This is a genomic window from Paraburkholderia sp. 40 (genome assembly GCF_050434105.1).
In the GTDB taxonomy this organism is placed as follows: Bacteria; Pseudomonadota; Gammaproteobacteria; order Burkholderiales; family Burkholderiaceae; genus Paraburkholderia; species Paraburkholderia tuberum.
This window is the reverse complement of the sequence record NZ_JBNPVY010000004.1, coordinates 3941050-3964722: the sequence shown is the minus strand read 5'-3', so window position 1 is coordinate 3964722 and position 23673 is coordinate 3941050. Positions and strand designations below refer to the sequence as shown.

The window sequence follows — 23673 nt, the reverse complement described above, 5'->3', positions numbered from 1 at the left end:
TTGGCATGGCCGAGTACCGACTTGACGGGAAGAAACTATACCTAAACGTCACTCTCATTATCAAGGTGAAGCTCGCCACAATCGATGAAATGCGACCTGGCTCGCTCACGCGCCAGTACAAGGACCCCGAGAACAAGAAAGGGCCTACTACCAGCTCAGCTACACGCGTGCGATGAGAAGTCGAACGGAATACGTTGCCGGTGGTGACGTACGCGACATTCGTCGCCAGATAGAGAACTACAAGCGCTTCAAGGAACCGACGACCGAGTGGGTCGACCTGGGCATCGAACACAGCCGCCTGAAAATCAAGCTCGCGCGCCAGGACGATGCGCCCAAGTGATATGCTTTCGCCATGTTCAAACGACTCCAACAGCACTGGCTGGATCGCTTCCGGGTCGATGACTCAATCGGCTGGTCCGACATACCCGAAGATCCTCTGTCCGATCAAGTTATGGACATGGTGTGGGATATGTTGGACAAGGCGACGCTAAATGCGAGAAAGCGAAATATCATCTGGCCGGACGGGCAAAAGCTGTCGATCAACCTGTCCGTCAAATGAATCCACGAGCAGCACCCCGCATTTCCAAAGGACCTGATCGAAAGCAATGTGATCGACTGGCTCGTGCAAGTCATACCGCCAGATATCTACACCGAGCAACAGATAGACGAACTGAATAGACTCAAGCAAATGTGGATAGACACCTACGAACGGTAGGTTCAAGCCGAGAAATTTGGGCGAAAACTCGACTCTCTTGAGAATCCTTGGTAGGGCGTTGATAATCGCTCGCTTACCCATTATCCGGCCATTGTCATGCGTTCTTCCGCCACCGGTCGCCTGGCGAATTACCTTCGGCTATATTATCTTTCAATGAATCCCTCGATCCAATAGGAACGAGTGCATGGAGAGTCGACAGTGGCGACGCACGACTGTCGGGCTACGAGTGGGAAGTCGAAGGCTCACGGAGCGCTCGCGGCAATCCGATGAGCGGCAACCGGACGGTTCGAAAATGCCAACGCTAAGTCATCTTCTCTCGCCAGCGCATTGGCGGTCTCATTTCACCGCTGAGTTCATAGGACGCTATCCGTCCTGGTCGGCTGCTCTCGCAGCGGCCGACGGATACGATGACCAGCGCATACTCGAAACGGTGCACGCGTCAGCCTTGAAGGTCAAACGAGGTGAGGCCACCTTTGAACGAGATTCGGTCTGCTTCCAGAAGGAAGAATTCCGTTGGCCGTTGCTCAGTGTCCTGCTCCACGCCGCAATAATGAATCGGGATAGCTTGCAGGTTGCCGACTTCGGGGGATCACTAGGCAGTTTTTATTTTCAACACCGGAAGTTTCTGCATCAGATCCAAAGCCTGCAATGGTCGGTTATCGAGCAAAGCGACTACGTCAGAGTCGGGCGCCAGGATTTCGAGGATGAGACCCTGAAGTTCTTTCCAACGCTCGCAGACACAGCGACGAGAAGCGCCATCGACGTTACGCTGTTCTCCGGATCACTGCAGTATCTCGATGACCCATTCGATCAGATCATGCAGGCGGCCGCCTTGGCGGACTGCATCATGATCGACCGCACTCCGTTCATCGACGAGAGCCAGGACCGTATCGCCGTCCAGCGCGCTCGCGCTTCGATTTACAAGGCGTCTTATCCTCACCGCTTTTTCGCGAAGGAGAAGTTCGATCGTTTCATGACGAACCTCGGTTACGCCTCCTTTTGCGAATGGAATGGCTTTGATCGCGCAGACAACACATGTCGCTATTTGGGCCGCATGTACCGAAAGACCGATCCGGCCGTGCAACGCAGACCGTAACGATGCGGAGAATGCAAAACATGCGAACGCTGAGTCATCTTCTCTCGCCGGCATTCTGGCGGTCTCGCTGGACCGCCGAGTTCATTGGCCGCTACCCGTCCTGGTCAGCCGCACTCGCGGCGGCCGACGGTTACGATGACCCGGCCATACTCCAAAAGGTGCACGCATCGGCCTTGAGGGTCAAACAGGGCGAGGCTGCGTTCGAACGTGATTCTGTCTGCTTCGAGCAGGAGGCATTCCGCTGGCCGCTGCTCGGTTGTCTGCTTCACGCTGCAATCATGAAGCCGCGCAATCTTCATGTGGTCGATTTCGGCGGGTCGCTCGGCAGCTTCTACTATCAACACAAGAAGTTTCTGCAGCGGATCGAAGTCCTGCAGTGGTCTATCGTCGAGCAGAGCAACTACGTCAAAGTGGGAAGACGGGATTTCGAGGACGACATCCTGAAGTTCTATCTCTCGCTTGGAGACGCGGCAACGAGAAGCGCCATCGACATTACCTTGTTCTCCGGGTCGCTCCAATGTGTCGAAGATCCGTTCGTCCATCTTCAGGAAGCGGCGCGTATGTCGAAATGGATCATTATCGACCGCACGCCCTTCATCGACACAGCGCAAGACCGAATCACCGTCCAACGCGCTTCCATACACAAGGCTTCCTATCCCCACCGGTTTTTCTCGATGCAAAACTTCGAGCGCCTCATGAACGAACTCGGCTATACCGCGATCTGCGAATGGGACGGCTTCGATCGCGCCCACATCGAGTCTCGCTATCTGGGCCGTGCCTACTATGCATCAGGTCGACGATGATCGACTCGATCGTTGCGCATATACGGCGAGCGGCACAGCCGCCCGCGGATCGTCATCGTGACAAGAATTTCGAGACCAGAGTGAAAGATACGGACTTCATGGCCCAGAGCGATGAAGCTCCTAGGCGGGAAAGGCATAGGCACGCGGCCCTTCTTCTGGCCGATGCACGAGCAGACGGTGTTCCAGCGCATGAGCCTATTCAAGAATGCCTACTGTCAGGTCGTCCTATGTGGACCGTTGTTGCCGGAGTACCGCGTCCGCGACCTTTCCGCGGAATCGTCGAGTGCTAACGGAACGCTCAATCGCGTCTGAGCGGACGCGCAACTAAAGGCACTGCAGCTAAATTGCACTGATGGCGTCCCGGTTTGATCCGGATTTGCCCTGTGTAGCTTGGTTTACGTATCGCGAGTTGCGTAAGGCGTGGATTTAAAAGCGCGCTGATAACGCCGTCAGTTCTTCGAAGGCGGCAGTCGACCAACGATCAGGTTGGGTGTCGTCGTGAGCCCTGCGCGGAGACACGGCCGATAAGGTGCCGCGCGCCGGTAGGCTGTGGGGTGCTCAAACCGCCGATCTCGAAACAGCAAACCCATGGTTTTCCTGATTGTTGGTGCCCGGACGATAGAGACTGCGCGGTTGGTTGCTCAGCGCGAAAGCGGCGATCGGAAAGAGACAGTGAAAGTTCGCAAAATGCCGAGCATGGGCTGACCGCGGTTGTTATATTGAAGAACAGTTCGTCCCCGTGGAGGGACGCCGCGGCATTGAGCATCTATGGCGACATGGGAGCGCACCCGCAGCCTCGAAAGCTGGTTACACAGCGGTTACATGGGCGTCAGAATGCAAAAAGCCCAGTCGCGATGACTGGGCTAAGTGCTTGAATTTCTTGGTGGGGCGTGAGTGACTCGAACACTCGACCTACGGATTAAGAGTCCGCTGCTCTACCAACTGAGCTAACGCCCCAATAGAAGCGAGATTATGCAGGATCTTTTCGAGATTGCCAAGCCCTTTTCGCAGTTTTATTAAAAAGATCGCATCGCCCGAACTTGAGCGTTCCCTCGACAAAGCCGCCATCCCGAAAACATCGACGCGTCCAACGCTGCCGGTATCATGTCGCGGACACCTCCCGCACGCAGCATCGCGGCTTTCGCCCGGGGATTCCCATGGATGACAAAGAGATTACCGAGCTACTCGACCGAGTTCTCGCCCCCTGGGTCCGGGCGCTCACGTTGACGCCGATCAAGGTCGACGAGGAAAGTGCCACGCTGCGTCTGCCGTTCTCTGGCGAGTGGCGACACTCGGGCGGCATGATCAGCGGCCAGGTATTCATGGCGGCCGCGGATACGGCGATGGTCGTCGCCATCACCGCCGCGCTCGGCGGCTTCAAGCCGATGAGCACGGTGTCGCTGAACATCAACTTCATGCGCGCGGTCCGCAAGGGCGATGTGCTGATCAAGGCGCGCGTGCTGCGCATGGGCCGCAATCTCGTGTTTGGCGAAGTCGAACTGTTCGACGAAGGCGGCAACATGGCGGTTCAAGCCACTACGACTTACGCGCTGCTCGAGTGAATGCGCGTCGGACCCGAGGGGGCCGCCAACACAATCTGCGCGCAGCAAGAGCAAAGGAAAGCAAGGAAAAGCAGCATGTTCGATCAGGTCGTATTCGCCGGCGGCGGCAACCGCTGCTGGTGGCAGGCGGGTTTCTGGGACGTCGTGCAGCCACAACTCGACATCCGTCCGCGCGTGATCACCGGCATTTCGGCCGGCGCCGCGACCGCGTGCATGATTTACACGCGCGGCGACTCCGACTGGGTTATGCGCTATTACGAAGACGCACTGCGCCATAACACGCGCAACGCCTACTGGGGCAATCTGCTGCGCGGCGAGTCGGTGTTCCCGCATTACCGGATCTACCGTCAGGCGCTGCTCGATATCTATGGCGACAAGTTTTCCAGGCTCGCGCAGGCGCCGGAAATCCGCATCGGCGTGTCGCATCTGCCGCGCTGGCTCGGCGCGAGAAGTGCGGTCGCGGCAGGGCTGGTCGCGTACAACATCGAAAAATACGTACGCAAGACGCTGCATCCGACGCTCGGTCGGACGCTTGGCTTTCATCCGGAATTCGTGCGCGCGCAGGATTGCGCGAGCGTCGACGAGTTGGCCGACCTGATCCTGCAATCGTCGAGTACACCGCCGTTCACGCCGGTTCTGCGGCGCAACGGCCGGCCGGTGCTGGACGGCGGCATGGTCGACAACGTGCCGGTCGGCGCGCTAGATGCCGACGCGCCGGGCAACGTGCTCGTGATGGTCACGCGTCTTTATCCGCGGCCGCAGATGTTCGTCGTGCCACACGGCGTCCAGCAGCGGCTTTACGTGCAACCGTCGCGCAAGGTGCCGATTTCGAGTTGGGATTACACGAGTCCGTCGCAGATGGTGCACGCCTATAACCTTGGCCGTGCCGACGGTGAGGTCTTCCTTGAACGCATCCCTGCATTGATGGAGGCGGGAGCGCACGAAGCGCGATGAGCGACGCGGCGGGGCGGGCGGGCACACATCTGATCCGCCGGCCGCCTCGCCCGCCAATCACCGCCGACGCCCGCCCTGCAACGCCTCCGGATTCGCGACACTGGCGGTATCGCCGGCATCGAACGCGAGGATGTTATTGAACGCCGCCGAAAAATACAGCTCGTAGCTCTCGCGCTCCACGTAGCCGATGTGCGGCGTGCAGATCACGTTCTCCATGCGCAGCAGGCTGTAGCCTTGCAGGATCGGCTCGCTTTCGTAGACGTCGATCGCGACCATCCCCGGACGGTTGTGCGACAGCGCGTTCACCAGCGCACTCTCTTCGAGCAGCTCGGCGCGGCTCGTGTTCACGAGCAGCGCGGTCGGTTTCATGCGCATCAAATCGTCCTGCTTGACGATGCCACGCGTGTCGTCGTGCAGACGAAGATGCAGGGACAGCACATCGCTGGTCTCGAACAGGTCCTCACGACTCGCCGCGACGCCATAGCCATCGGCTCGAGCGGCTTCGCGCGAGTGCTCGCGGCCCCAGATCAGCACGTTCATGCCGAACGCCTTGCCGTAGCCAGCGAGCAGTCGGCCGATCTTGCCGTAGCCCCAGACCCCTAGCGTCTGTCCGCGCAGCACTTGCCCCAAACCGAAGTTCGGCGGCAGCGCCGACGTCTTCAGCCCCGACTGCTGCCAGGCGCCCTGTTTAAGGTTTGCCACGTATTGCGGAATACGCCGTTGGGCGGCCATGATGAGTGCCCACGTCAGCTCGGCCGGCGCGACCGGCGAACCGCTGCCCTCGAGCACGGCAATGCCGCGCTCGGTACAGGCCGCCAGATCGATGTGGCTCGACACTTTGCCAGTCTGACTGATCATGCGCAAACGCGGCAGCTTGTCGAGTAGTTGCGACGTGATGCGGGTACGTTCGCGAATCAGAACGAGGGCGTCGACTTCCGCAAGACGGCTCGCAAGTTGTCCGAGACCGCGCACGGTATTGTTGAATACTTTGACTTCCTGGTCGGCCAGCAATTGAAAGCAGTCGAGCTTGCGAACGGCGTCCTGGTAATCGTCGAGGATGGCAATCTTCATGGTATGTAATTTGCGGCGCACCTCGTTGGTGCGAACGGAATGTTATGCTGACTGTCCCATCATGTGACTTAGGGCACACGTTGGTCTGGCTAGATGTCCTACCGTAGAAGCTGTCGCACACAAACGAACGGCAACGCTACATGAGGACAGATTGAGAACGTTTTTAGCAGTTTGTTGCGTGTTGAGGCAAGCCGCTTTACACAAGGTTGCAGAAGCCTTGCAGGAAGCGCGCCTCCGCCTGGCAAGCTGTGTGGCCCAGGACGATCTGCGCAATCATGCGCCGCCAGTGGAAAATTGACACGTCGGCGCGATGAATTCAATGCCTCTCGCATGCAGCGTCCCCGGGCTTGTATCGTTTTTCTATTGCTTCAAACGGAGACAAGTCGATGAATCATCCCTCGTTCGAAGGGCAGCCCACTATCGAGGCGCCCACATGGGTCAAACACCGCAAGCTGATCGACTGGGTCCAGCGCATCGCCGCGCTGACCAAGCCTGAAAAAGTGATCTGGTGCGACGGCTCGCAGGAAGAATATGACCGCCTGTGCGCGCAGATGGTCGAAGCCGGAACGCTAAAGAAACTCAACTCCGCCAAGCGTCCCAATTCCTATCTCGCCTGGTCCGATCCGTCCGACGTCGCGCGCGTCGAGGATCGCACCTTCATCTGCTCGCAGCGCGCCGAGGACGCCGGCCCCACCAACAACTGGATCGCCCCGGCCGAAATGCGCTCGACGCTCGACGGCCTGTTCGATGGCGCGATGCGCGGCCGCACGATGTACGTGGTGCCGTTCTCGATGGGCCCGCTCGGCTCGCCGATCGCGCATATCGGCGTCGAGTTGAGCGACAGCCCGTATGTCGCGACCAATATGCGCATCATGACGCGCATGGGCCGCAAGGTGTATGACGTGCTCGGCGAGGACGGCGAGTTCGTGCCGTGCGTGCATTCGGTCGGCGCGCCGCTCGCGGCGGGCGAGCAGGACGTGTCGTGGCCTTGCAACAAGACCAAGTACATCGTGCATTTCCCCGAATCGCGCGAAATCTGGAGCTTTGGTTCGGGCTATGGCGGCAATGCGCTGCTCGGCAAGAAGTGCTTCGCGCTGCGCATCGCATCGACGATGGGCCGCGACGAGGGCTGGCTCGCCGAACACATGCTGATTCTCGGCGTCACCTCGCCGGACGGGCGCAAGCATCACGTGGCGGCGGCGTTTCCGTCGGCGTGCGGCAAGACCAACTTTGCGATGCTGATCCCGCCTGCGGGCCTGAACGGCTGGAAAATCTCGACGATCGGCGACGACATCGCGTGGATCAAACCGGGCAAGGACGGCCGCCTGTACGCGATCAATCCGGAAGCCGGCTACTTCGGCGTCGCGCCCGGCACGAGCGAAAAGACCAACTACAACGCGCTCGCCACGTTGAAGGAAAACGTGATCTTCACGAATGTCGCGTTGACCGACGACGGCGACGTCTGGTGGGAAGGCATGACCGACGAGCCGCCGGCGCATCTGATCGACTGGCAGGGCAAGGACTGGACGCCAGCCGAGGCGAAGGAAACCGGCCGCAAGGCGGCGCATCCGAACGCGCGCTTCACGGCGCCGGCTTCGCAGTGCCCGTCGATCGATGCGGACTGGGAAAACCCGGCCGGTGTCGCAATCGACGCATTCATCTTCGGTGGCCGCCGCTCGACCACCGTGCCGCTCGTCACCGAAGCGCGCAACTGGGTCGAGGGCGTCTACATGGCGGCGACGATGGGCTCTGAAACCACCGCCGCGGCGGCTGGACAGCAGGGCGTGGTGCGCCGCGATCCGTTCGCGATGCTGCCGTTCTGCGGCTACAACATGAGCGATTATTTCAGCCATTGGCTGAAGACCGGCGAGCGTCTGCAGCAGTTGAGCGCGAAGCTGCCGAGAATCTTCTGCGTGAACTGGTTCCGCAAGGGCGCGGACGGCAAGTTCGTGTGGCCTGGCTTCGGCGAGAACATGCGCGTGCTGAGCTGGATGGTCGGCCGCATCGAAGGCACCGCGCAGGGCGAAGAGCATGCGTTCGGCATTTCGCCGCACTATGAGGACATCGACTGGAGCGGGCTGAACTTCAGCCGCGAGCAGTTCGAGCAGGTGATTTCCGTCGATGACGCTGCATGGCGCGACGAGCTCGTGTTGCACACGAAGCTGTTTGACACGCTGCAACACGGTCTGCCGCCGGCATTGACTGAGGCGAAGCGCGCGCTCGAGGAAAAACTCACAGCTTGATTAAGTGAGTCCTCACTCAGCATAAAAAGCCGCCGTCGGGCGGTTTTTTTCGTTGGGTGCCCGGTTTTTTCCGTCTCTTCGAATTCCGCAATGGCCGAACGACCGTTGCGTCTGTTCGAACAAAAAAGACAGAGCAAGCTGCAGCGCAGCAGATTGTTTTTGATTTGGGAATAATCACTGGTCGGACCCCGGTTTTATCGACACAGTCGTACCAAAATTGACAATATTTCCTATTTTGCGGGCAACTTCTGCACGATTTTGCGAGTCGTAGGAGAATTCCAAGTTCGCTTCACTGGTTTTCACCAATTGTCAGGAAGCAGTAACCAGGCAGGGAGTTGTCCTATGGATCATTTGCAGTCGATGCGAGTTTTCGTCAAGGTGGCGGATCTCGGCAGTTTCGCCCGCGCCGCGAGCGCGATGGATATTTCCAACGCGGTCGCCACCCGTCACGTTGCCGACCTCGAGGGCCGTCTTGGTACGCGGCTGCTCAATCGCACGACCCGCAGCTTGTCGCTGACCGAATCCGGTCAGGTCTACCTCGAGCGCGCCCGTCAGATTCTCGACGAACTGGAAGACGTCGAACAGATGGTGGTCGCTCGCAATCACGAACCCGTCGGCACGCTACGCATCGTCGCGCCCGTCGTGTTCGGGCTGCATAATCTCGCGCCCGTGCTGCAAACGTACGCGGAGCGCTATCCGAAAGTCATTCCCGACGTCACGCTGGTCGATCGTCAGGTGGACCTCGTCGAGGAGGGCTTCGACGTCGGCGTCGTGATCGCGCGGCAAATGCGCAGCGCGAGTATCGTTACGCGGCGTCTGACCACGGGCTGCATGACCGTCTGCGCGACGCCGGCTTATCTGGAAAAACATGGCATGCCGACGCGTCCCGAACATCTGCTCGAGCACCCGTGCCTGAGCCTGCCATCCGAATACTGGGGTGATGAACGCGTGTTTACGGGGCCGGAAGGCGAAGTGCGCGTGCGGCCGTCGAACGTGATCGTCGCGAACAACACGGAGATGCTGAGACAGTTTGCGCTGCTCGGCATGGGCACCGCGATTCTGCCGAGCTATCTCATCGGTCGCGACATGACGCGCGGCCGGCTCGTGCGTTTGCTCGGCGATTACCGTTTGCCGCAGGTCGAAATCAATATTGCGTACCCAAGCCGCCGTCACCTGCCGGCCAAGGTGCGCACGTTCATCGACCATCTGGTCGAGCACTTCAACCAGACGCCGAACAGCGTGCTCGGCGAGCAGTGGATCAAGGACGGTCTGGAGCGTCCGGCGACGTCGGCCGCGTTCGAGACTGCCGAGTCGCGCGCACCGGAAGCGTTCGATGGCGCCGAGCCGCTGTCGAGGCTTCTCGATAGCGAGCTGTCGCCGGCCGTGCCGAAGCCGATGGCGAAGTCGTCGAATCGCAGTCCACGCCCGACGGCGTTGTCGCCGCTGTAAATCTCTGAATGTCGAAGCCCGCAGCGATGCGGGCCGGCATTAAAAATGCGCAGTCACCTCAAGTGACTGCGCATTTCTAATGGACAGATGCGGACTACACCGCGGGCTGTGCACGGATCGCCGACTGCGGTGGCTAATGTAGCTATTCCTGCTACCACCGCGAGCCGCCGATCCGAATCTCGCCCTACTAGCCGGTTTTTCGCGCCGCGGTCTTTTTCGCCGGTGCCTTCCTGGCCGCCGCGGTCTTGGCGGCGGGCGCCTTCTTCGCCGCCACCTTCTTTTCCGCCGGCTCGGCCTTCACGGCCACCGCGGTATCACCTTCGTCCGCTTCCGGCATCGCCTTGGCCGCAGAACGAGCGCCCGACGTCTTCGCCGCTGCGGTCTTCGCCGCCGCCGGCTCCTTCTTCTCGAATTCGAAGCCGATCTTGCCGTCGTTCTGCTTGACGAGGAAAGCTTTGAAGTTACGGCCGGTACGCGACGACTTGAAGTTCGTCAGCAGATCGGTGCGACCCTCCTCGAGCAGCTTGGCCATCTGCTCGCGGGCGATTTCCTGCTGCAGGATCACCTTGCCGGAACGGAAGTCGCACGACTTCGGATTCGCCACCGAGTTTTCGCAGACGTAGCTCATGCCGTGCTCGAAAACGCGGCCTTGGCACTTCGGACACGCGCCGACCGGCTGCTGATCGGAGAAGTCGGGCGGCTCGCCATCTTCGCCGGCCGCGTCCTGGCCGAAGTCGAACTCGAGCTTGTAATTCTTGATCTCGTCGTCGAGCGACAGTTTCAGGATCGCCGAGAACGGCCGCCCCATCTTGCTGCGGAAACCTGACAGCGGCCCGATCGTCTTGTTCTGCAGCAGTTCTTCGACTTCGGGGATCTCGAACTGACGACCGCCCGGAATCTTCGAGATCGAGAACTCGCACTTCGAGCACGCGAAACGCCGGTAGTTCTCCTTCACCTGGCCACCGCAATTCGGGCAAGGTGTCTGCAATGTCGCGTAATCGCCCGGGATCGTGTCGGAATCGTATTCCTTCGCGCGCTTGACGATGGTCTGCGTCATGCGCGCGATTTCCTGCATGAACGCGTCGCGCGGCAGGTTGCCGCGTTCCATCTGCGACAGCTTATATTCCCACTCGCCGGTCAGTTCCGGCGCGGTCAGCTCTTTCACGCCGAGGCCGCGCAGCAGCGTCATCAACTGGAAGGCCTTGGCCGTCGGAATCAGATCGCGGCCTTCGCGGATCAGATACTTTTCGGTGAGCAGACCTTCGATGATCGCCGCGCGCGTCGCCGGCGTGCCGAGACCCTTGGCCGCCATCGCTTCGCGCAATTCGTCGTCTTCGACCAGCTTGCCCGCACCTTCCATCGCCGACAGCAGCGTCGCTTCGTTGTAGCGTGCGGGCGGCTTCGTGACCAGTTGCTGCGCGGCGATCTTGTCGGTCTTGACCTTTTCGTCCTTCTGCACCGGCACGAGGTTCGCGTCATCGCCGCTGGTTTCACGGCCGTAGATCTGCAGCCAACCCGGCTCGACCAGCACCTTGCCCTCGGTCTTGAAGTGATGGCCGACCACCTCGGTGATACGCGTCGTCACACGGTATTCGGCGGCGGGGAAGAACACCGCGAGGAAGCGCTTCACGACGAGGTCGTAGAGCTTCTGTTCCGGCTCGGACAGACTCTTCGGCGCCTGCAGCGTCGGGATGATTGCGAAGTGGTCGCTGATCTTCGAGTTGTCGAAGATGCGCTTGTTCGGCTTGACCCAGCCCTTGTCGAGCACCTGTTTCGCGAACGGCAGGTAGTTGTTGCCCTCCTTGAGCATGCCGAGCGTCTGCTTGACCGTGTCCAGATAGTCTTCCGGCAGCGCGCGCGCGTCGGTTCGCGGATAGGTCAGCACCTTGTGCTTTTCGTACAGCGCCTGAGCGAGGCCCAGCGTGTTCTTCGCAGAAAAGCCGAAACGGCCGTTGGCTTCCCGCTGCAGACTGGTCAGGTCGAAGAGGGCGGGCGACAGCTGCGTCGAGGGCTTCGACTCCTCGGTCACCACACCCAGCTGGCCGCGACAGGCCGCGACGATCGTCTCGGCGGCGGGCAACGACCAGAGGCGCGAATCGCGCTTTTCCGGGTCGAACTCGTCGCGCTTGAATTTCGGGTCGAACCAGCGGCCTTCGTAGAAGCCGGCCGCGCAGACGAACTCCGCCTTCACTTCCCAGTAGTCGCGCGGCACGAAGCGTCGAATCTTCTCTTCGCGCTCGACGACGATCGATAGCGTCGGCGTCTGCACGCGCCCGACCGTGGTCAGGAAAAAGCCGCCGCCCTTGCTGTTGAACGCGGTCATCGCGCGCGTGCCGTTGATGCCGACGAGCCAGTCCGCCTCCGAGCGGCAGCGCGCCGCGTCGGCGAGCGGCTGCATCTCTTCGTCGCTGCGCAGACGCGCGAAACCGTCGCGGATCGAGCCGGCCGTCATCGACTGCAGCCACAGCCTTTGCACCGGCTGTTTGGCTTTCGCGTGCTGCGCGATCAGGCGGAAAATCAGTTCGCCCTCGCGCCCCGCGTCGCATGCGTTGATCAGACGGTCGATGTCCTTGCGCTTCATCAGCCTGGTCAGCACCTTCAGGCGCGACTCGCTCTTCGCGATCGGATTCAGATCGAAATGCGGAGGAATGACGGGCAGATTGGCAAAGCTCCACTTGCCGCGCTTGACTTCGTAGTCGTCGGGCGCGGCGATTTCCAGCAGGTGGCCCACTGCCGACGAAAGGACGTAGTCGTCGCTTTCGTAGTACTCGTCATGCTTGGTAAAGCCGCCCAAAGCGCGCGCGATGTCGTTCGCGACAGAAGGCTTTTCGGCGATGATCAGTGCTTTGGACATGACTCGATGTGAGGTTGGTAGATCCGGATTGGTGGCCTTGAGGGCCAACATGGCGCGCGACGCTCGCTTGAGACCTCTTTCGACCCAATAACGACCGCTTTATAGCACACGGTGCGAACCCAACGGGTCAAGTGCCATAAAAGCGCGTCATCATAATTGCGCGTCCAGCGGTTGATCAACTGCGGCAAACGCCGCGTGCGGACAGCGATGCCAGCCGCGATGCTGTCCCAAATGATCGACGGGGGCCTGTGCCGCAAGCCGCGCGTCGCGAGGCTTTCCGTTTGACCGGGCGGCGCGCGAGGCCGCCTTCAGGCGACCGCCAGCGCCGGCCGCAGCTTCGGCGCACCGGTTACGCCGGGCAGCGCGGTCAGATCCGACAGCATCCGCTCGACGATCGACACCTGTGGCAAAACCGTACCGAAAAACCGTGTCGTCACCGAGTCTTCGATCAGGACGGTCGGGAAATTCTCGACGTCCAGATCGTCGAACCGATCCGCATGAGTTTCGATGTCGATCCATGCGAAACAGACTTCCGGGTGCCGCTCGGCCAGTTGGTTGAAGGCGTCCCGGTACTCGCGACACGTTCCGCACCACTCCGCGCACAGGCATGCAACGAACAGTGTGTCGGGTTCGTTGACGCGCTCGGCGATCCGGTCCTGGTCGGTGTCGAGGTTCAGCGCGGGCATGAAGTGATTTCCTTGTGTGCTTTGTCGGGTGCTTTGGCGCGAATGTAGCATGGCCGGTCGCGAAAAGTTGCCAATCTGCGTTGACGCCGGTCAGTCTCGGCTCAGTCATGATGGGCTCGCATGAAGCGGCCGCCGGGCAGCAGCGTGACCTCGCCGGCGAGTTCGAGCCGGAGCAAGGCGGCGTGCAGGGCGGCGTTCTCCATTTCGGTACGGGCGGCGAGAATTTCAAGCGTGGTCGGCGAATGGCCGAGCGCGGCCAGCAGACGCTGTGCGTCAGGGGCGAGCGCCGGCTGCGGGGCCGGCCCGGACGACGGTGAGTCGGCGAAGGCTGCGGTCGTAGCGGGCAAAGCGGTCCCACCCGACGAAACGTGCAAACCCGCATGCTCCAGCGGCACGGCCCGCTTCGCCGAGCGTCTCGCATCGCCCGCCGGCCGCCGGGCAAAACCGAGCTCCTCCAGCACCTCGTCAGGCGTTTCCACGAGCCGCGCTCCCTGCTTGATCATCCGATGACAGCCGCGCGACAACGGCGCGTAAATCGATCCTGGCAACGCGAACACGTCGCGCCCCATCTCATTGGCAAGCCGCGCGGTAATCAGCGAACCGGAACGCATAGCCGCCTCGACGATCACGACTCCGCTGACCAGCCCAGCGATCAACCGGTTGCGCTGTGGGAAGTTGGCGGCGCGTGCCGGCGTGCCGAGCGGCCACTCCGAGAGAATCGCACCCTGCGCCGCGATCTGCCGCGCGAGTGCTTGATGCGCGGCGGGATATACGAGGTCCGCGCCGGTGCCGACCACCGCGACCGTTCCGCCGACACCTTCCAACCCGCCCCGATGCGCGGCGCCGTCGATGCCGAGTGCGAGCCCCGATACGACCGTCACGCCCGCCGCCGACAGTTCTCGCGCGAACCGCCGCGCATCCTCGATGCCCTGCGGCGTCGCGCTGCGGCTGCCTACCAGAGCGACCGCGCGCGTATGCAGCAAATCAAGCCGGCCCTTTATATATAGGAGCGGTGGCGGATCGGGCGTCGTCAGCAGCGCGGGCGGATAGGCGGGATCGTCGAGTGTGACGATCTGGTTGCCCGGCTGCTCGCGCCATGCGAGCACTGCATCGAGCTGGCCGTCGAACGCTGGACCCGGCGGCGCCAGCACCGCGCGCGCCGCGGCGTCACCGGCGACCTCCGCGAGCGTCTCCGGCGACTGCGCCAACAGCGCCTGCGGCAGCCCGAATGCGCCCAGCAACAGGCGCAACGCCGCGGGTTTGAGGCCCGGCGCAAGTGACAACCGCAGCCAGGCGGCAAGTTCGATACGGGTCGCGGGCAAGGTCTGCATGCGGGTCGCTCCTCTGGCGGGGCCTGCGGGCAGGCGGGCGCCATGCTAAAATTTTCATCATCCGAAATAAAAACGCGGAAATAAAACGGCAATGAGCCGCGAATAATCGCGGCGCCGCGCTTACCGGCGCGGGTTCGTCGTCGGGCGCACGAGGCGCGTTGAATCGAACTGGTTCGACACCATCTATCCTCTGCGTATTGCGACGGGCTCACAACCTGGCCAAATGGCCAACGCGAGCCTCCAACGGTTGGCGGCGTCTCAAATCACACTCGAAATCATGGCTTTACTGAGCATCCTCAATTACCCGGACAAACGGCTGCATAAGGTGGCGAAGCCAGTCCCGGAGGTCAACGACCGTATCCGCCGTCTCGTCGCGGACATGGCCGAAACGATGTACGCGGCGCCCGGCGTCGGCCTCGCCGCCACCCAGGTGGACGTGCACGAACGCGTGATCGTGATCGACGTGTCGGAAACGCACGACGAACTGCTCGCGTTCATCAATCCGGAAATCGTCTGGTCGAGCGATGAGAGGAAGTTGTCGGAAGAGGGCTGCCTGTCGGTGCCCGGGATCTACGACAACGTCGAGCGTGCCGAGAAAGTGCGCGTGCGTGCGCTCAACGAGAAGGGCGAAACGTTCGAGCTCGATTGCGAGGGGCTGCTCGCCGTGTGCATCCAGCACGAGATGGATCACCTGATGGGCCGCGTGTTCGTCGAATATCTGTCGCCGCTGAAGCAAACGCGCATCAAGAGCAAGATGAAGAAACTCGCCCACGCGATGTAACGCGCTTTCAACTTGCCTACCGCCCCATTCATGAGTCATTCGTTGCGCGTTATCTTTGCCGGTACACCGGAATTCGCCGCGGCCGCGCTGGCCGCGATTCATTGCGCCGGGTTTGCCGTGCCGCTCGTCTTGACGCAGCCGGACCGGCCGGCGGGTCGCGGCATGAAGCTGCAGGCGAGTCCGGTCAAGCGCTACGCGCAGGAGCACGGTCTCGCGGTTGCGCAGCCCACGTCGCTGCGCCGCGCTGGCAAATATCCACAGGAAGCCGCCGCCGGCATCGAGCAACTGCGCGCGACGCCGCACAACGTGATGGTTGTCGCCGCCTACGGGCTGATCCTGCCGCAGGAAGTGCTCGACATTCCGCGCTTCGGCTGCATCAACATCCACGCGTCGCTGCTGCCACGCTGGCGGGGCGCGGCGCCGATTCATCGCGCGATCGAGGCGGGCGACGCGCAAACCGGCATCACGCTGATGCAGATGGACGCTGGACTCGACACCGGCGCGATGATTTCCGAAGTACGCACCCCCATCTCCGCCGACGACACCACCGCCACGCTGCACGACCGCCTCGCCGGCGACGGCGCGCAACTGATCGTCGACGCACTGATCGAGCTCGAGCGCAGCGGCAAGCTGACGTCGATCCCGCAACCGGCCGACGGCGTGACCTACGCCGAGAAAATCGCCAAGCACGAAGCGGCGCTCGACTGGCGCCGGCCGGCCGAGGCGCTTGCGCGTCAGGTGCGCGCGTTCGACCCGTTCCCCGGCGGCGCCGGCACGCTCGACGACGGCAGCACCGTCAAGATCTGGGCCACCACCGCCGTGGCCTCGCCGGCGTCGGGCAGCAACAAGGCGCCGGGCACCATCGTCGAGGTTGCGCCCGACGGCGTGCTGGTCGCTTGCGGCGAAGGTGCACTGCGTCTGACGCAATTGCAGAAGCCCGGCGGCAAGCGCCTGCCGGTGCGCGAATTCCTTGCTGGCTCGTCGCTCGCCGCAGGCCAGCGCTTCCAGCTTCCCGAGACGCAATAAGCGCGTCTCGCACGCCGGAGCATCGTCCATTCGGCCGGTGTTCTCCGCGCCCGCCGCGAGCGCGACGCGCGTTAGAATCCTCCATGCAGCAGACCAGGTTTTCGAGGGTGCATCACATGTTCGGCATCGTCCATTTCGGGTTTTTCATCGTCGCGGTTTTTCTCCTGAACATCACGCCGGGGCCGGATACCGCATATATCGTCGGGCGCAGCGTCGCCCAAGGTCGCGGCGCGGGGCTGATGTCGGCGCTCGGCATTTCGGCGGGCTGCTGCATTCACTCGCTTGCCTGCGCGTTTGGGCTGACCGCGCTGCTGGCCGCGTCGGCCACGGCGTTCACCATCGTCAAATTCGTCGGCGCGATTTATCTGATCTATCTGGGGGTGCGCCTGATCTTCGCGAAGCCGGCCGCTGATGCGCCGGTCGGCGACGCGCGCGCGCCGTCCACGCCGAAGTCGCTGCGGCAGCTGTTCTTGCAGGGCTTCTGGACCAACGTGCTGAATCCGAAGGTCGTGCTGTTCTTCGTGTCGTTCTTCCCGCAATTCGTCACGACGGGCAGCAAACATAAGACCTTCGCGTTTCTCACGCTCGGCGCGGTCTTCGTGCTGATGAGCATGGTCTGGAACAGCTTCGTCGCGTGGATCGCGGGAAGCGTCACGCAGCGTTTCTCGGGCAAACCGGCGGTCAAGCGCTTGCTCGATCGCGGCGTCGGCAGCGCGTTCGTCGGCCTGGGCATCAAACTCGCGACCGCCTCGCGATGATTGAATTTTCCCGCATCGCCCATATCTAACATTTCGCTTACAATCTGGCGCCGCAATCGCGCGGCACGGAGATGAAGGCCACGCTCGGGGCAAGGAGTTGCAGACATGTTTAACTGGGTGAAAACCGCGATGTTGATGGCCGCGATTACGGCCCTTTTCATCGTGATCGGCGGGATGATCGGCGGGTCGCGCGGCATGATGGTCGCGCTCGTGATCGCCCTTGGGATGAATTTCTTCTCGTACTGGTTCTCCGACAAGATGGTCCTGCGCATGTACAACGCGCAGGAAGTCGACGAAAACAGCGCGCCGCAGTTCTATCGGATGGTGCGCGATCTCGCCACGCGCGCGAACCTGCCGATGCCGCGCGTCTACCTGATCAACGAAGACGCGCCGAACGCGTTCGCCACCGGCCGCAACCCGGAGCACGCGGCAGTCGCGGCGACCACCGGCATTCTGCGCGTACTGTCCGAGCGCGAAATGCGCGGCGTAATGGCGCACGAACTCGCGCACGTGAAGCATCGCGACATTCTGATCTCGACGATTTCGGCGACCATGGCCGGCGCGATTTCCGCGTTGGCGAACTTCGCGATGTTCTTCGGCGGCCGCGACGAAAACGGCCGTCCCGCGAACCCGATCGCGAGCATCGCGGTTGCGCTGCTCGCGCCGATTGCGGGGGCGTTGATCCAGATGGCGATTTCGCGTGCGCGCGAATTCGAAGCCGACCGGGGCGGCGCGCAGATTTCGGGCGACCCGCAGGCACTGGCGTCGGCGCTCGACAAGATCCATCGCTATGCGAGCGGCATTCCGTTCCCGACGGCCGAGGCGCATCCGGCCACCGCGCAGATGATGATCATGAATCCGCTGTCGGGCGGCGGTATCGCGAGTCTGTTCTCGACGCACCCTGCGACCGAGGAACGCATCGCGCGTTTGATGGAAATGGCGCGCACCGGGCGCTTCGACTGAGGCGCCGCGTCGCTCGGCGCGTCGAGCCTGAATTACTGAAGAGCGGGCCCGCGAGGCCCGCTTTTTTTCGCACCGTTCGTCGCCACTGCGCGACAGCGTCTACGGCGAACACCCACGCATGGCGGCGCCCCACCGGCGCCACGCTACAATGTGCGCTGATTGCGCCGCGCGCACCGTGCGGCTTGCCCTTGCTCCCTTCATGACTTCAAAGCCTTCTTCGCGTTCTGCTTCCTCGTCGGCGCGTTCGCGCGAATCCCGTTTGTCGACGCTGCAACTGTCGCCCGAATCGCTCGGGTTCGCACTCGATTGCGCGGCCCAGGCCGTCGGCGCCGTGCGTCTCGGCGCGGCCTTGCCCGCGGCGCTGCAAAGCGTTTTCGTGGCGGTGCCCGAGGACAGCGCCGCAGCAGCGCGCGGCGCGGTGCAGGATATCGCCTATCGCACGATGCGCCGTCTCGCGACCGCCGAGTGGCTGATCGCGAAGCTGGTGAAGAAGGCGCCTCCGCCGCACGTCGCGCATGTGCTCGCGTGCGCGCTCGCGCTGCTCGTCGACGACGAAGCGAGCGCCGCCTACACGCCGTTCACGGTCGTCGACCAGGCGGTCAGGGTGATTGGCGCGCGTCGCGAGTTCGCGTTCGCGAAGGGGCTCGTCAACGCGGTGCTGCGCAACTTCTTGCGCGAGCGCGACACGTTGCTCGCCTCCGTGCAAGCCGATGAAGTAGCGCGCTGGAACTATCCGGCCTGGTGGATCGACGCGGTGAAGCGCGCATGGCCCGAGGCGTGGCAATCGGTGCTGGCCGCCGGCAACACGCAGGGTCCGATGACGTTGCGCGTGAACGCGCGCCATTCGACGGTCGACGCCTATCTGCAAGTGCTGCAACGCCAGCAGATCGCCGCAAGCAAGGCTGGCGAGCACGCGGTCACGCTCGCGATGCCAATGCCGGTCGAGCGCATTCCGGGCTTCAGCGAAGGTGTCGTGTCCGTGCAGGACGCAGCTGCGCAACTCGCGGCGCAATTACTTGGCGTGCGTGACGGCATGCGCGTGCTCGACGCATGCGCGGCCCCTGGCGGCAAGACCGGCCATCTGCTCGAACTCGCCAACATTCAACTGGTCGCGCTCGAAAGCGATGCGTCTCGCGCGCGCCGCATCGGCGATAACCTGCGGCGTCTGAAGCTCGAAGCGGAAGTGCGCATCGGCGACGCGGGCAACCCCGCGCAATGGCACGACGACCTCGACCAGCCGTTCGACCGCATCCTCGCCGACGTGCCGTGCTCGGCGTCGGGCATCGTGCGGCGTCATCCGGATATTCGCTGGCTGCGTCGTCAGTCCGATATCGCCGCGCTCGTCGCCGAACAGCGCCGCATTCTCGACGCGCTGTGGCCGCTCGTGAAACCGGGCGGCGAGTTGCTTTACGTTACCTGTTCGATCTTCCCCGAGGAGGGCGAGTTGCAGGCACAGTGGTTTGGAAACCAGCACCAGGATGCGGTACGATTGGACGCGCCGGGGCAGCTTTTACCCTCAGTTGCCCGCGCGCCCGCCGACCCATCGGCCGGTTCTCATGCTGAACGACCCGCTGAATTCAGCGCCGGCACGAACTCAGACCACGACGGATTTTTCTACGCGCGCTTTCAGAAACGGTGACCATAAAACGCTTCTTCCCGCTTCGGCTCGCTGCCGTGCTCTGGATCGCGCTGGCCGTCTGGCTTGCAGCGCCGGGCGCGGCGCACGCTGACTCGATCGCGGTGCAGCGGGCGTCGCTGCAGGCCGACAATGGCGGCTGGAGTCTCGACGCGCATTTCGAATTCGAGCTGAACAGCAATCTCGAAGACGCGGTCAACAAAGGCATTCCGCTTTATTTCACGACCGATTTCGAACTGAGCCGGCCGCGCTGGTACTGGTTTGACGAGCAGCCGGTCAGCGTGTCGCAAAGTTTGCGGCTGTCGTTTCAGCCACTCACGCGCGAATATCGCGTGTCGAGCGTGCAGTCGGGCGGCTTGCAGCTCGGCTTTTCCACGCTCAACGATGCGCTCGCGGTGATCAAGCACGTGACGTCGTGGCACGTGATCGACCGCAATCAGGTGCGGGTCGGCGAAACCTATAACGCGTCCGTGCGCATGCAACTCGACATCGGGCTGATGCCCAAGCCGTTCCAGATCGACGCGGTGAACAACCGCGACTGGAACCTCGCCTCCGATTGGAAGCGCTTCACTTTCACGGCCGCCGATCGTGCTAAATAAAGTGCGCTCATCTTCCACCAGTGTCAGCAGCATCGTCGTGCGCGTGCTCGTGTCGACGGTCGCGGTGACGGCCGTGTTGCTGCTCGTGTTGCTGGCCGCCGCCAGCGCGAACACCGAATTCTTCGACCGCTATTACCAGTGGCTGTATGCGGCCAACGTCGCGGTCGCGTTGATCTTTCTGCTGGTGGTGGCGACGCTCGTCGTCATCATCATCGTGCGATTACGCACGGGCAAATTCGGCACACGGCTGCTCGCGAAGCTCGCGTTCTTCATGGCGCTGGTCGGCGTGGTGCCGGGCGGCATTATCTATATCGTGTCCTATCAGTTCGTGTCGCGCAGCATCGAGTCGTGGTTCGACGTGAACGTCGAAACCGCGCTCGCGTCCGGCCTCAACCTCGGGCGCGGCATGCTCGACGCGTCGCTGTCCGATCTGCAGACGAAGGCGCGTCTGATGTCCGAGCAGCTCGCGAGCGCGGATGCGGCCGGCACCACGTTGACGCTGCTGCGTTTGCGCGACCAGTTCGGTGTGCAGGACGCGACGATCGTCGAGCCGACCCGCAGCATGTCTGGCGCGACGCCGGACATGCACGTGGTCGCGCAGGCGTCCGGCAACTACGCGATGCTCCTGCCGAACGATCTGCCGACACCGCTGATGATCGAGCAGGCGCGTGGCCACGGCTATGCGGCGATCGAAGGCGAAGTGGACGGCGATCCGAATGCGCACGGCGGCAAGGGAGCGCTACGTCTGCGCGTGGTGCAGCGTATTCCCGATGCGAACGCGTCGCTGTTGCAGCCCGCCGAGCGCTTCCTGCAACTGACGCAGCCGGTCTCGACGACACTTGCGCGCAATGCCGATTCAGTGCAGCGCGCGTATCGCGAGTATCAGGAGAAGGCGCTCGGCCGCACCGGCTTGCGCAAGATGTACATCGGCACGCTGACCCTGTCGCTGTTTCTCGCGACTTTCATCGCGATGATGCTCGCGCTGGCGCTCGGCAATCAGCTCGCGCGGCCGCTATTCCTGCTCGCGCAGGGCACGAAGGAAATCACCGAGGGCGACTACACGCCAAAGCGCGAGATCAAGTCGCGCGACGAACTCGGTTTCCTCACGCAGTCGTTCAATGCAATGACGCGGCAGTTGTCGGAAGCGCGCGGGGCGGTCGAGAAAAATCGTATCGCGCTCGAGCATTCGAAGGCGTATCTCGAGAGCATCCTCGCGAACCTGACCGCGGGTGTGTTCGTGTTCGACCGGCAATTCCGGCTGACCACCGCGAATCGAGGCGCCGAGCGGATTTTCCGTCAGCCGTTCCAGACGGTGCTCGGTTCCTCGCTCGATCAGATCGGCGTGCTCGGCGAATTCGGCGCGATGGTGCGCAAGGCATTCGCCGATCGCGAAGCGGCGAGTGAAGACGGCCATGACCACAACGGCCATTGGCAGCAACAGTTCTCGGTGCCGCTGCCCGGCGAAACCGAGCCGCTCACGCTGCTCGTGCGCGGCGCGCGCCTTGTCGCGGCGAACGAGCGCGACGCTGAAGATATGCAGACCGCGGGCTACGTGATCGTGTTCGACGACATCTCCGACGTGATCTCCGCGCAGCGTTCGATCGCATGGGGCGAAGTCGCGCGGCGCCTCGCGCACGAGATCAAGAATCCGCTCACGCCGATTCAACTGTCGGCCGAGCGTTTGCAGATGAAACTCGCCGACAAGCTCGCGCCGTCGGATGCGGACGTGCTGAAGCGCGGCGCGACGACGATCGTCAATCAGGTCGCCGCGATGAAGCGGATGGTCGACGATTTCCGCGACTACGCGCGCACACCGCCCGCGGTACTCGCGCATCTGCAATTGAATGGTCTGGTCAGCGAGGTGCTCACGCTGTACGGTATCGAAGAAGGCAAGGGCGCGATCCAGGTCGAACTCGCGGCCTTGCCCGCGATACGCGGCGACGCAACGCAGTTGCGTCAGGTGATCCACAACCTGCTGCAGAACGCGCAGGACGCGGTCGCCGAAGTCGCGCATCCGCGTGTTTTGCTCGAGACGAGGACAGTAGAATACGGAGACCCCGACGCGCAAGGCAAGGCACGCGTCGCGGTCCGTCTGACAGTGTCGGACAACGGGCCAGGCTTCCCCGCGCGTATCCTCACGCGCGCGTTCGAGCCGTACGTGACGACCAAGGCCAAGGGTACGGGTCTGGGACTTGCGATGGTCAAGAAGATCGTCGACGAACATGGCGCGCGCATCGACATTCGCAATCGCATGAAGGCCGGCGACGTGATCGAAGGCGCGCAGATTTCGATTCTCTTCCTTCAACTGGCGGACGACCCCGCGCAGCCGGGTGCACCTGGTTCGGTTGCGCATCCGGCGCACGGCGGCGCGTCGCAGGGAACCACAAAAGCAACAGTGCAGACAAGGGCAGCGTAAATGGCAACCATCCTGGTGGTAGATGATGAAATGGGCATCCGGGAACTGCTCTCGGAGATCCTCAGCGACGAGGGACACGTCGTGGAGGCCGCTGAAAACGCGCAGGAGGCGCGCGAGTTCCGTCTGCGTCAGGCGCCGGATCTCGTGCTGCTCGACATCTGGATGCCGGACACCGACGGCGTGACGCTGCTCAAGGAATGGGCCGCGCAAGGTCAATTGACGATGCCCGTCATCATGATGTCCGGTCACGCGACGATCGACACCGCGGTCGAGGCCACCAAGATCGGCGCGCTCAACTTCCTCGAAAAGCCGATCGCGTTGCAGAAGCTACTAAAGGCGGTCGAGCAGGGACTCGCGCGTGGTAACGCGGCGGCCGTGCCTGGCGGCGTGGCTGCGAAGCCGGCGTTGCCGGTCAGCGCATCGTCAGTCGCGTCGGCGGCCGCGTTGCCGATACTGTCGTCCGATGGCGTCGGCGGCGGCGCGCTCGCCGCGCAAACCGCGTCGATCTCGTTCGACATTCCGCTGCGCGATGCGCGCGATGCGTTCGAGCGCGCGTACTTCGAATATCACCTCGCGCGCGAGAACGGCAGCATGACGCGTGTCGCGGAGAAGACAGGTCTCGAGCGCACGCATCTTTATCGCAAGCTGAAGCAACTCGGCGTCGATCTCGGCAAGAACAAAGGGGAGTGAGCGCCACGTGTTGCATGCGAACGCGGCCCGGCAAATTATT

19 protein-coding genes, 1 tRNA gene and 1 pseudogene are annotated in these 23673 nt (G+C 62.6%); 16 read left to right on the top strand and 5 right to left on the bottom strand.

Going from position 1 to position 23673, the window contains the following annotated elements; genetic code table 11:
- Positions 1 to 145: 145 nt before the first annotated feature.
- From OKW28_RS40295 to OKW28_RS40280, 4 genes and pseudogenes are all read left to right on the top strand, one after another.
- A pseudogene (locus OKW28_RS40295) lies at positions 146 to 340 on the top strand (DUF6788 family protein); the annotation flags it as partial.
- A 12-nt stretch (positions 341 to 352) separates the two neighbouring features.
- Positions 353 to 559, top strand: a complete 207-nt coding sequence (locus OKW28_RS40290) for a hypothetical protein (protein WP_429453694.1) — start codon at positions 353 to 355, stop codon at positions 557 to 559.
- A gap of 448 nt (positions 560 to 1007) precedes the next feature.
- A complete protein-coding gene (locus tag OKW28_RS40285) occupies positions 1008 to 1811 on the top strand; it encodes a methyltransferase, TIGR04325 family (RefSeq protein WP_429453692.1) in 804 nt (267 codons plus the stop codon).
- Between the two features lie 11 nt (positions 1812 to 1822).
- Positions 1823 to 2614 (top strand): methyltransferase, TIGR04325 family, encoded by a 792-nt coding sequence (locus OKW28_RS40280; protein ID WP_429453690.1) that lies wholly within the window; start codon positions 1823 to 1825, stop codon positions 2612 to 2614.
- 881 nt (positions 2615 to 3495) lie between these two features.
- Here the strand turns inward: OKW28_RS40280 and OKW28_RS40275 are convergent.
- Positions 3496 to 3571 (bottom strand) — tRNA-Lys (locus OKW28_RS40275).
- A gap of 200 nt (positions 3572 to 3771) precedes the next feature.
- Here OKW28_RS40275 and OKW28_RS40270 point away from each other — a divergent pair.
- Positions 3772 to 4176, top strand: coding sequence for a PaaI family thioesterase (locus OKW28_RS40270; RefSeq protein ID WP_018418954.1), 405 nt, complete (start codon positions 3772 to 3774; stop codon positions 4174 to 4176).
- Positions 4177 to 4251: 75 nt separating this feature from the next.
- Complete coding sequence (locus OKW28_RS40265; protein ID WP_184025761.1) at positions 4252 to 5130, top strand: patatin-like phospholipase family protein; 879 nt, start codon at positions 4252 to 4254, stop codon at positions 5128 to 5130.
- A gap of 57 nt (positions 5131 to 5187) precedes the next feature.
- On the opposite strand, the gene OKW28_RS40260 is transcribed toward OKW28_RS40265, so the two are convergent.
- A complete protein-coding gene (locus OKW28_RS40260; RefSeq protein ID WP_429453688.1) occupies positions 5188 to 6201 on the bottom strand; it encodes a D-2-hydroxyacid dehydrogenase family protein in 1014 nt (337 codons plus the stop codon).
- A gap of 386 nt (positions 6202 to 6587) precedes the next feature.
- On the opposite strand from OKW28_RS40260, the gene OKW28_RS40255 reads away from it, so the two are divergent.
- Both OKW28_RS40255 and OKW28_RS40250 read left to right on the top strand, forming a co-directional pair.
- The gene (locus OKW28_RS40255; RefSeq protein ID WP_429453687.1) at positions 6588 to 8444 is read left to right on the top strand and encodes a phosphoenolpyruvate carboxykinase (GTP); all 1857 of its coding nucleotides are present in this window, start codon (positions 6588 to 6590) and stop codon (positions 8442 to 8444) included.
- 342 nt (positions 8445 to 8786) lie between these two features.
- Positions 8787 to 9893, top strand: a complete 1107-nt coding sequence (locus OKW28_RS40250) for a LysR family transcriptional regulator (protein WP_429453685.1) — start codon at positions 8787 to 8789, stop codon at positions 9891 to 9893.
- A 187-nt stretch (positions 9894 to 10080) separates the two neighbouring features.
- On the opposite strand, the gene OKW28_RS40245 is transcribed toward OKW28_RS40250, so the two are convergent.
- The 3 genes from OKW28_RS40245 to dprA form a co-directional block, all read right to left on the bottom strand.
- Positions 10081 to 12747, bottom strand: coding sequence for a DNA topoisomerase III (locus tag OKW28_RS40245; protein ID WP_429453683.1), 2667 nt, complete (start codon positions 12745 to 12747; stop codon positions 10081 to 10083).
- 308 nt (positions 12748 to 13055) lie between these two features.
- A complete protein-coding gene (locus OKW28_RS40240) occupies positions 13056 to 13433 on the bottom strand; it encodes a thioredoxin family protein (RefSeq protein WP_013088044.1) in 378 nt (125 codons plus the stop codon).
- A 101-nt stretch (positions 13434 to 13534) separates the two neighbouring features.
- A complete protein-coding gene (dprA, locus tag OKW28_RS40235; RefSeq protein WP_429453681.1) occupies positions 13535 to 14764 on the bottom strand; it encodes a DNA-processing protein DprA in 1230 nt (409 codons plus the stop codon).
- A 277-nt stretch (positions 14765 to 15041) separates the two neighbouring features.
- Between dprA and def the strand changes: the two genes are divergently transcribed.
- The 8 genes from def to esaR all read left to right on the top strand — a co-directional run bounded on the left by def (position 15042) and on the right by esaR (position 23633).
- Entirely contained in the window at positions 15042 to 15545 is a 504-nt protein-coding gene (gene def / locus OKW28_RS40230; RefSeq protein WP_184051099.1) for a peptide deformylase, read from the top strand.
- A gap of 30 nt (positions 15546 to 15575) precedes the next feature.
- Complete coding sequence (fmt, locus tag OKW28_RS40225) at positions 15576 to 16571, top strand: methionyl-tRNA formyltransferase (protein WP_429453678.1); 996 nt, start codon at positions 15576 to 15578, stop codon at positions 16569 to 16571.
- 116 nt (positions 16572 to 16687) lie between these two features.
- Positions 16688 to 17329, top strand: coding sequence for a LysE family translocator (locus OKW28_RS40220; protein WP_429453676.1), 642 nt, complete (start codon positions 16688 to 16690; stop codon positions 17327 to 17329).
- A gap of 105 nt (positions 17330 to 17434) precedes the next feature.
- A complete protein-coding gene (gene htpX, locus OKW28_RS40215; protein WP_018418965.1) occupies positions 17435 to 18292 on the top strand; it encodes a zinc metalloprotease HtpX in 858 nt (285 codons plus the stop codon).
- A 199-nt stretch (positions 18293 to 18491) separates the two neighbouring features.
- On the top strand, positions 18492 to 19931 hold the full coding sequence (rsmB, locus tag OKW28_RS40210; RefSeq protein ID WP_429453674.1) for a 16S rRNA (cytosine(967)-C(5))-methyltransferase RsmB: 1440 nt from the start codon (positions 18492 to 18494) through the stop codon (positions 19929 to 19931).
- Positions 19928 to 20527, top strand: a complete 600-nt coding sequence (locus OKW28_RS40205) for a DUF4390 domain-containing protein (RefSeq protein WP_090802240.1) — start codon at positions 19928 to 19930, stop codon at positions 20525 to 20527. The genes rsmB and OKW28_RS40205 overlap by 4 nt, the downstream gene beginning before the upstream one ends.
- On the top strand, positions 20517 to 22943 hold the full coding sequence (locus OKW28_RS40200; protein ID WP_429453672.1) for an ATP-binding protein: 2427 nt from the start codon (positions 20517 to 20519) through the stop codon (positions 22941 to 22943). Before OKW28_RS40205 ends, OKW28_RS40200 begins: the two co-directional genes overlap by 11 nt.
- Positions 22944 to 23633, top strand: coding sequence for a response regulator transcription factor EsaR (gene esaR, locus OKW28_RS40195; protein WP_184069010.1), 690 nt, complete (start codon positions 22944 to 22946; stop codon positions 23631 to 23633). It begins immediately after the preceding gene.
- Positions 23634 to 23673 lie beyond the last annotated feature (40 nt).

Coding starts and splice junctions, on each gene's coding strand:
- OKW28_RS40290 (WP_429453694.1), top strand. CDS start 353: ATGTTCAAACGACTCCAACAGCACTGGCTGGATCGCTTCCGGGTCGAT.
- OKW28_RS40285 (WP_429453692.1), top strand. CDS start 1,008: ATGCCAACGCTAAGTCATCTTCTCTCGCCAGCGCATTGGCGGTCTCAT.
- OKW28_RS40280 (WP_429453690.1), top strand. CDS start 1,823: ATGCAAAACATGCGAACGCTGAGTCATCTTCTCTCGCCGGCATTCTGG.
- OKW28_RS40270 (WP_018418954.1), top strand. CDS start 3,772: ATGGATGACAAAGAGATTACCGAGCTACTCGACCGAGTTCTCGCCCCC.
- OKW28_RS40265 (WP_184025761.1), top strand. CDS start 4,252: ATGTTCGATCAGGTCGTATTCGCCGGCGGCGGCAACCGCTGCTGGTGG.
- OKW28_RS40260 (WP_429453688.1), bottom strand. CDS start 6,201: ATGAAGATTGCCATCCTCGACGATTACCAGGACGCCGTTCGCAAGCTC.
- OKW28_RS40255 (WP_429453687.1), top strand. CDS start 6,588: ATGAATCATCCCTCGTTCGAAGGGCAGCCCACTATCGAGGCGCCCACA.
- OKW28_RS40250 (WP_429453685.1), top strand. CDS start 8,787: ATGGATCATTTGCAGTCGATGCGAGTTTTCGTCAAGGTGGCGGATCTC.
- OKW28_RS40245 (WP_429453683.1), bottom strand. CDS start 12,747: ATGTCCAAAGCACTGATCATCGCCGAAAAGCCTTCTGTCGCGAACGAC.
- OKW28_RS40240 (WP_013088044.1), bottom strand. CDS start 13,433: ATGCCCGCGCTGAACCTCGACACCGACCAGGACCGGATCGCCGAGCGC.
- dprA (WP_429453681.1), bottom strand. CDS start 14,764: ATGCAGACCTTGCCCGCGACCCGTATCGAACTTGCCGCCTGGCTGCGG.
- def (WP_184051099.1), top strand. CDS start 15,042: ATGGCTTTACTGAGCATCCTCAATTACCCGGACAAACGGCTGCATAAG.
- fmt (WP_429453678.1), top strand. CDS start 15,576: ATGAGTCATTCGTTGCGCGTTATCTTTGCCGGTACACCGGAATTCGCC.
- OKW28_RS40220 (WP_429453676.1), top strand. CDS start 16,688: ATGTTCGGCATCGTCCATTTCGGGTTTTTCATCGTCGCGGTTTTTCTC.
- htpX (WP_018418965.1), top strand. CDS start 17,435: ATGTTTAACTGGGTGAAAACCGCGATGTTGATGGCCGCGATTACGGCC.
- rsmB (WP_429453674.1), top strand. CDS start 18,492: ATGACTTCAAAGCCTTCTTCGCGTTCTGCTTCCTCGTCGGCGCGTTCG.
- esaR (WP_184069010.1), top strand. CDS start 22,944: ATGGCAACCATCCTGGTGGTAGATGATGAAATGGGCATCCGGGAACTG.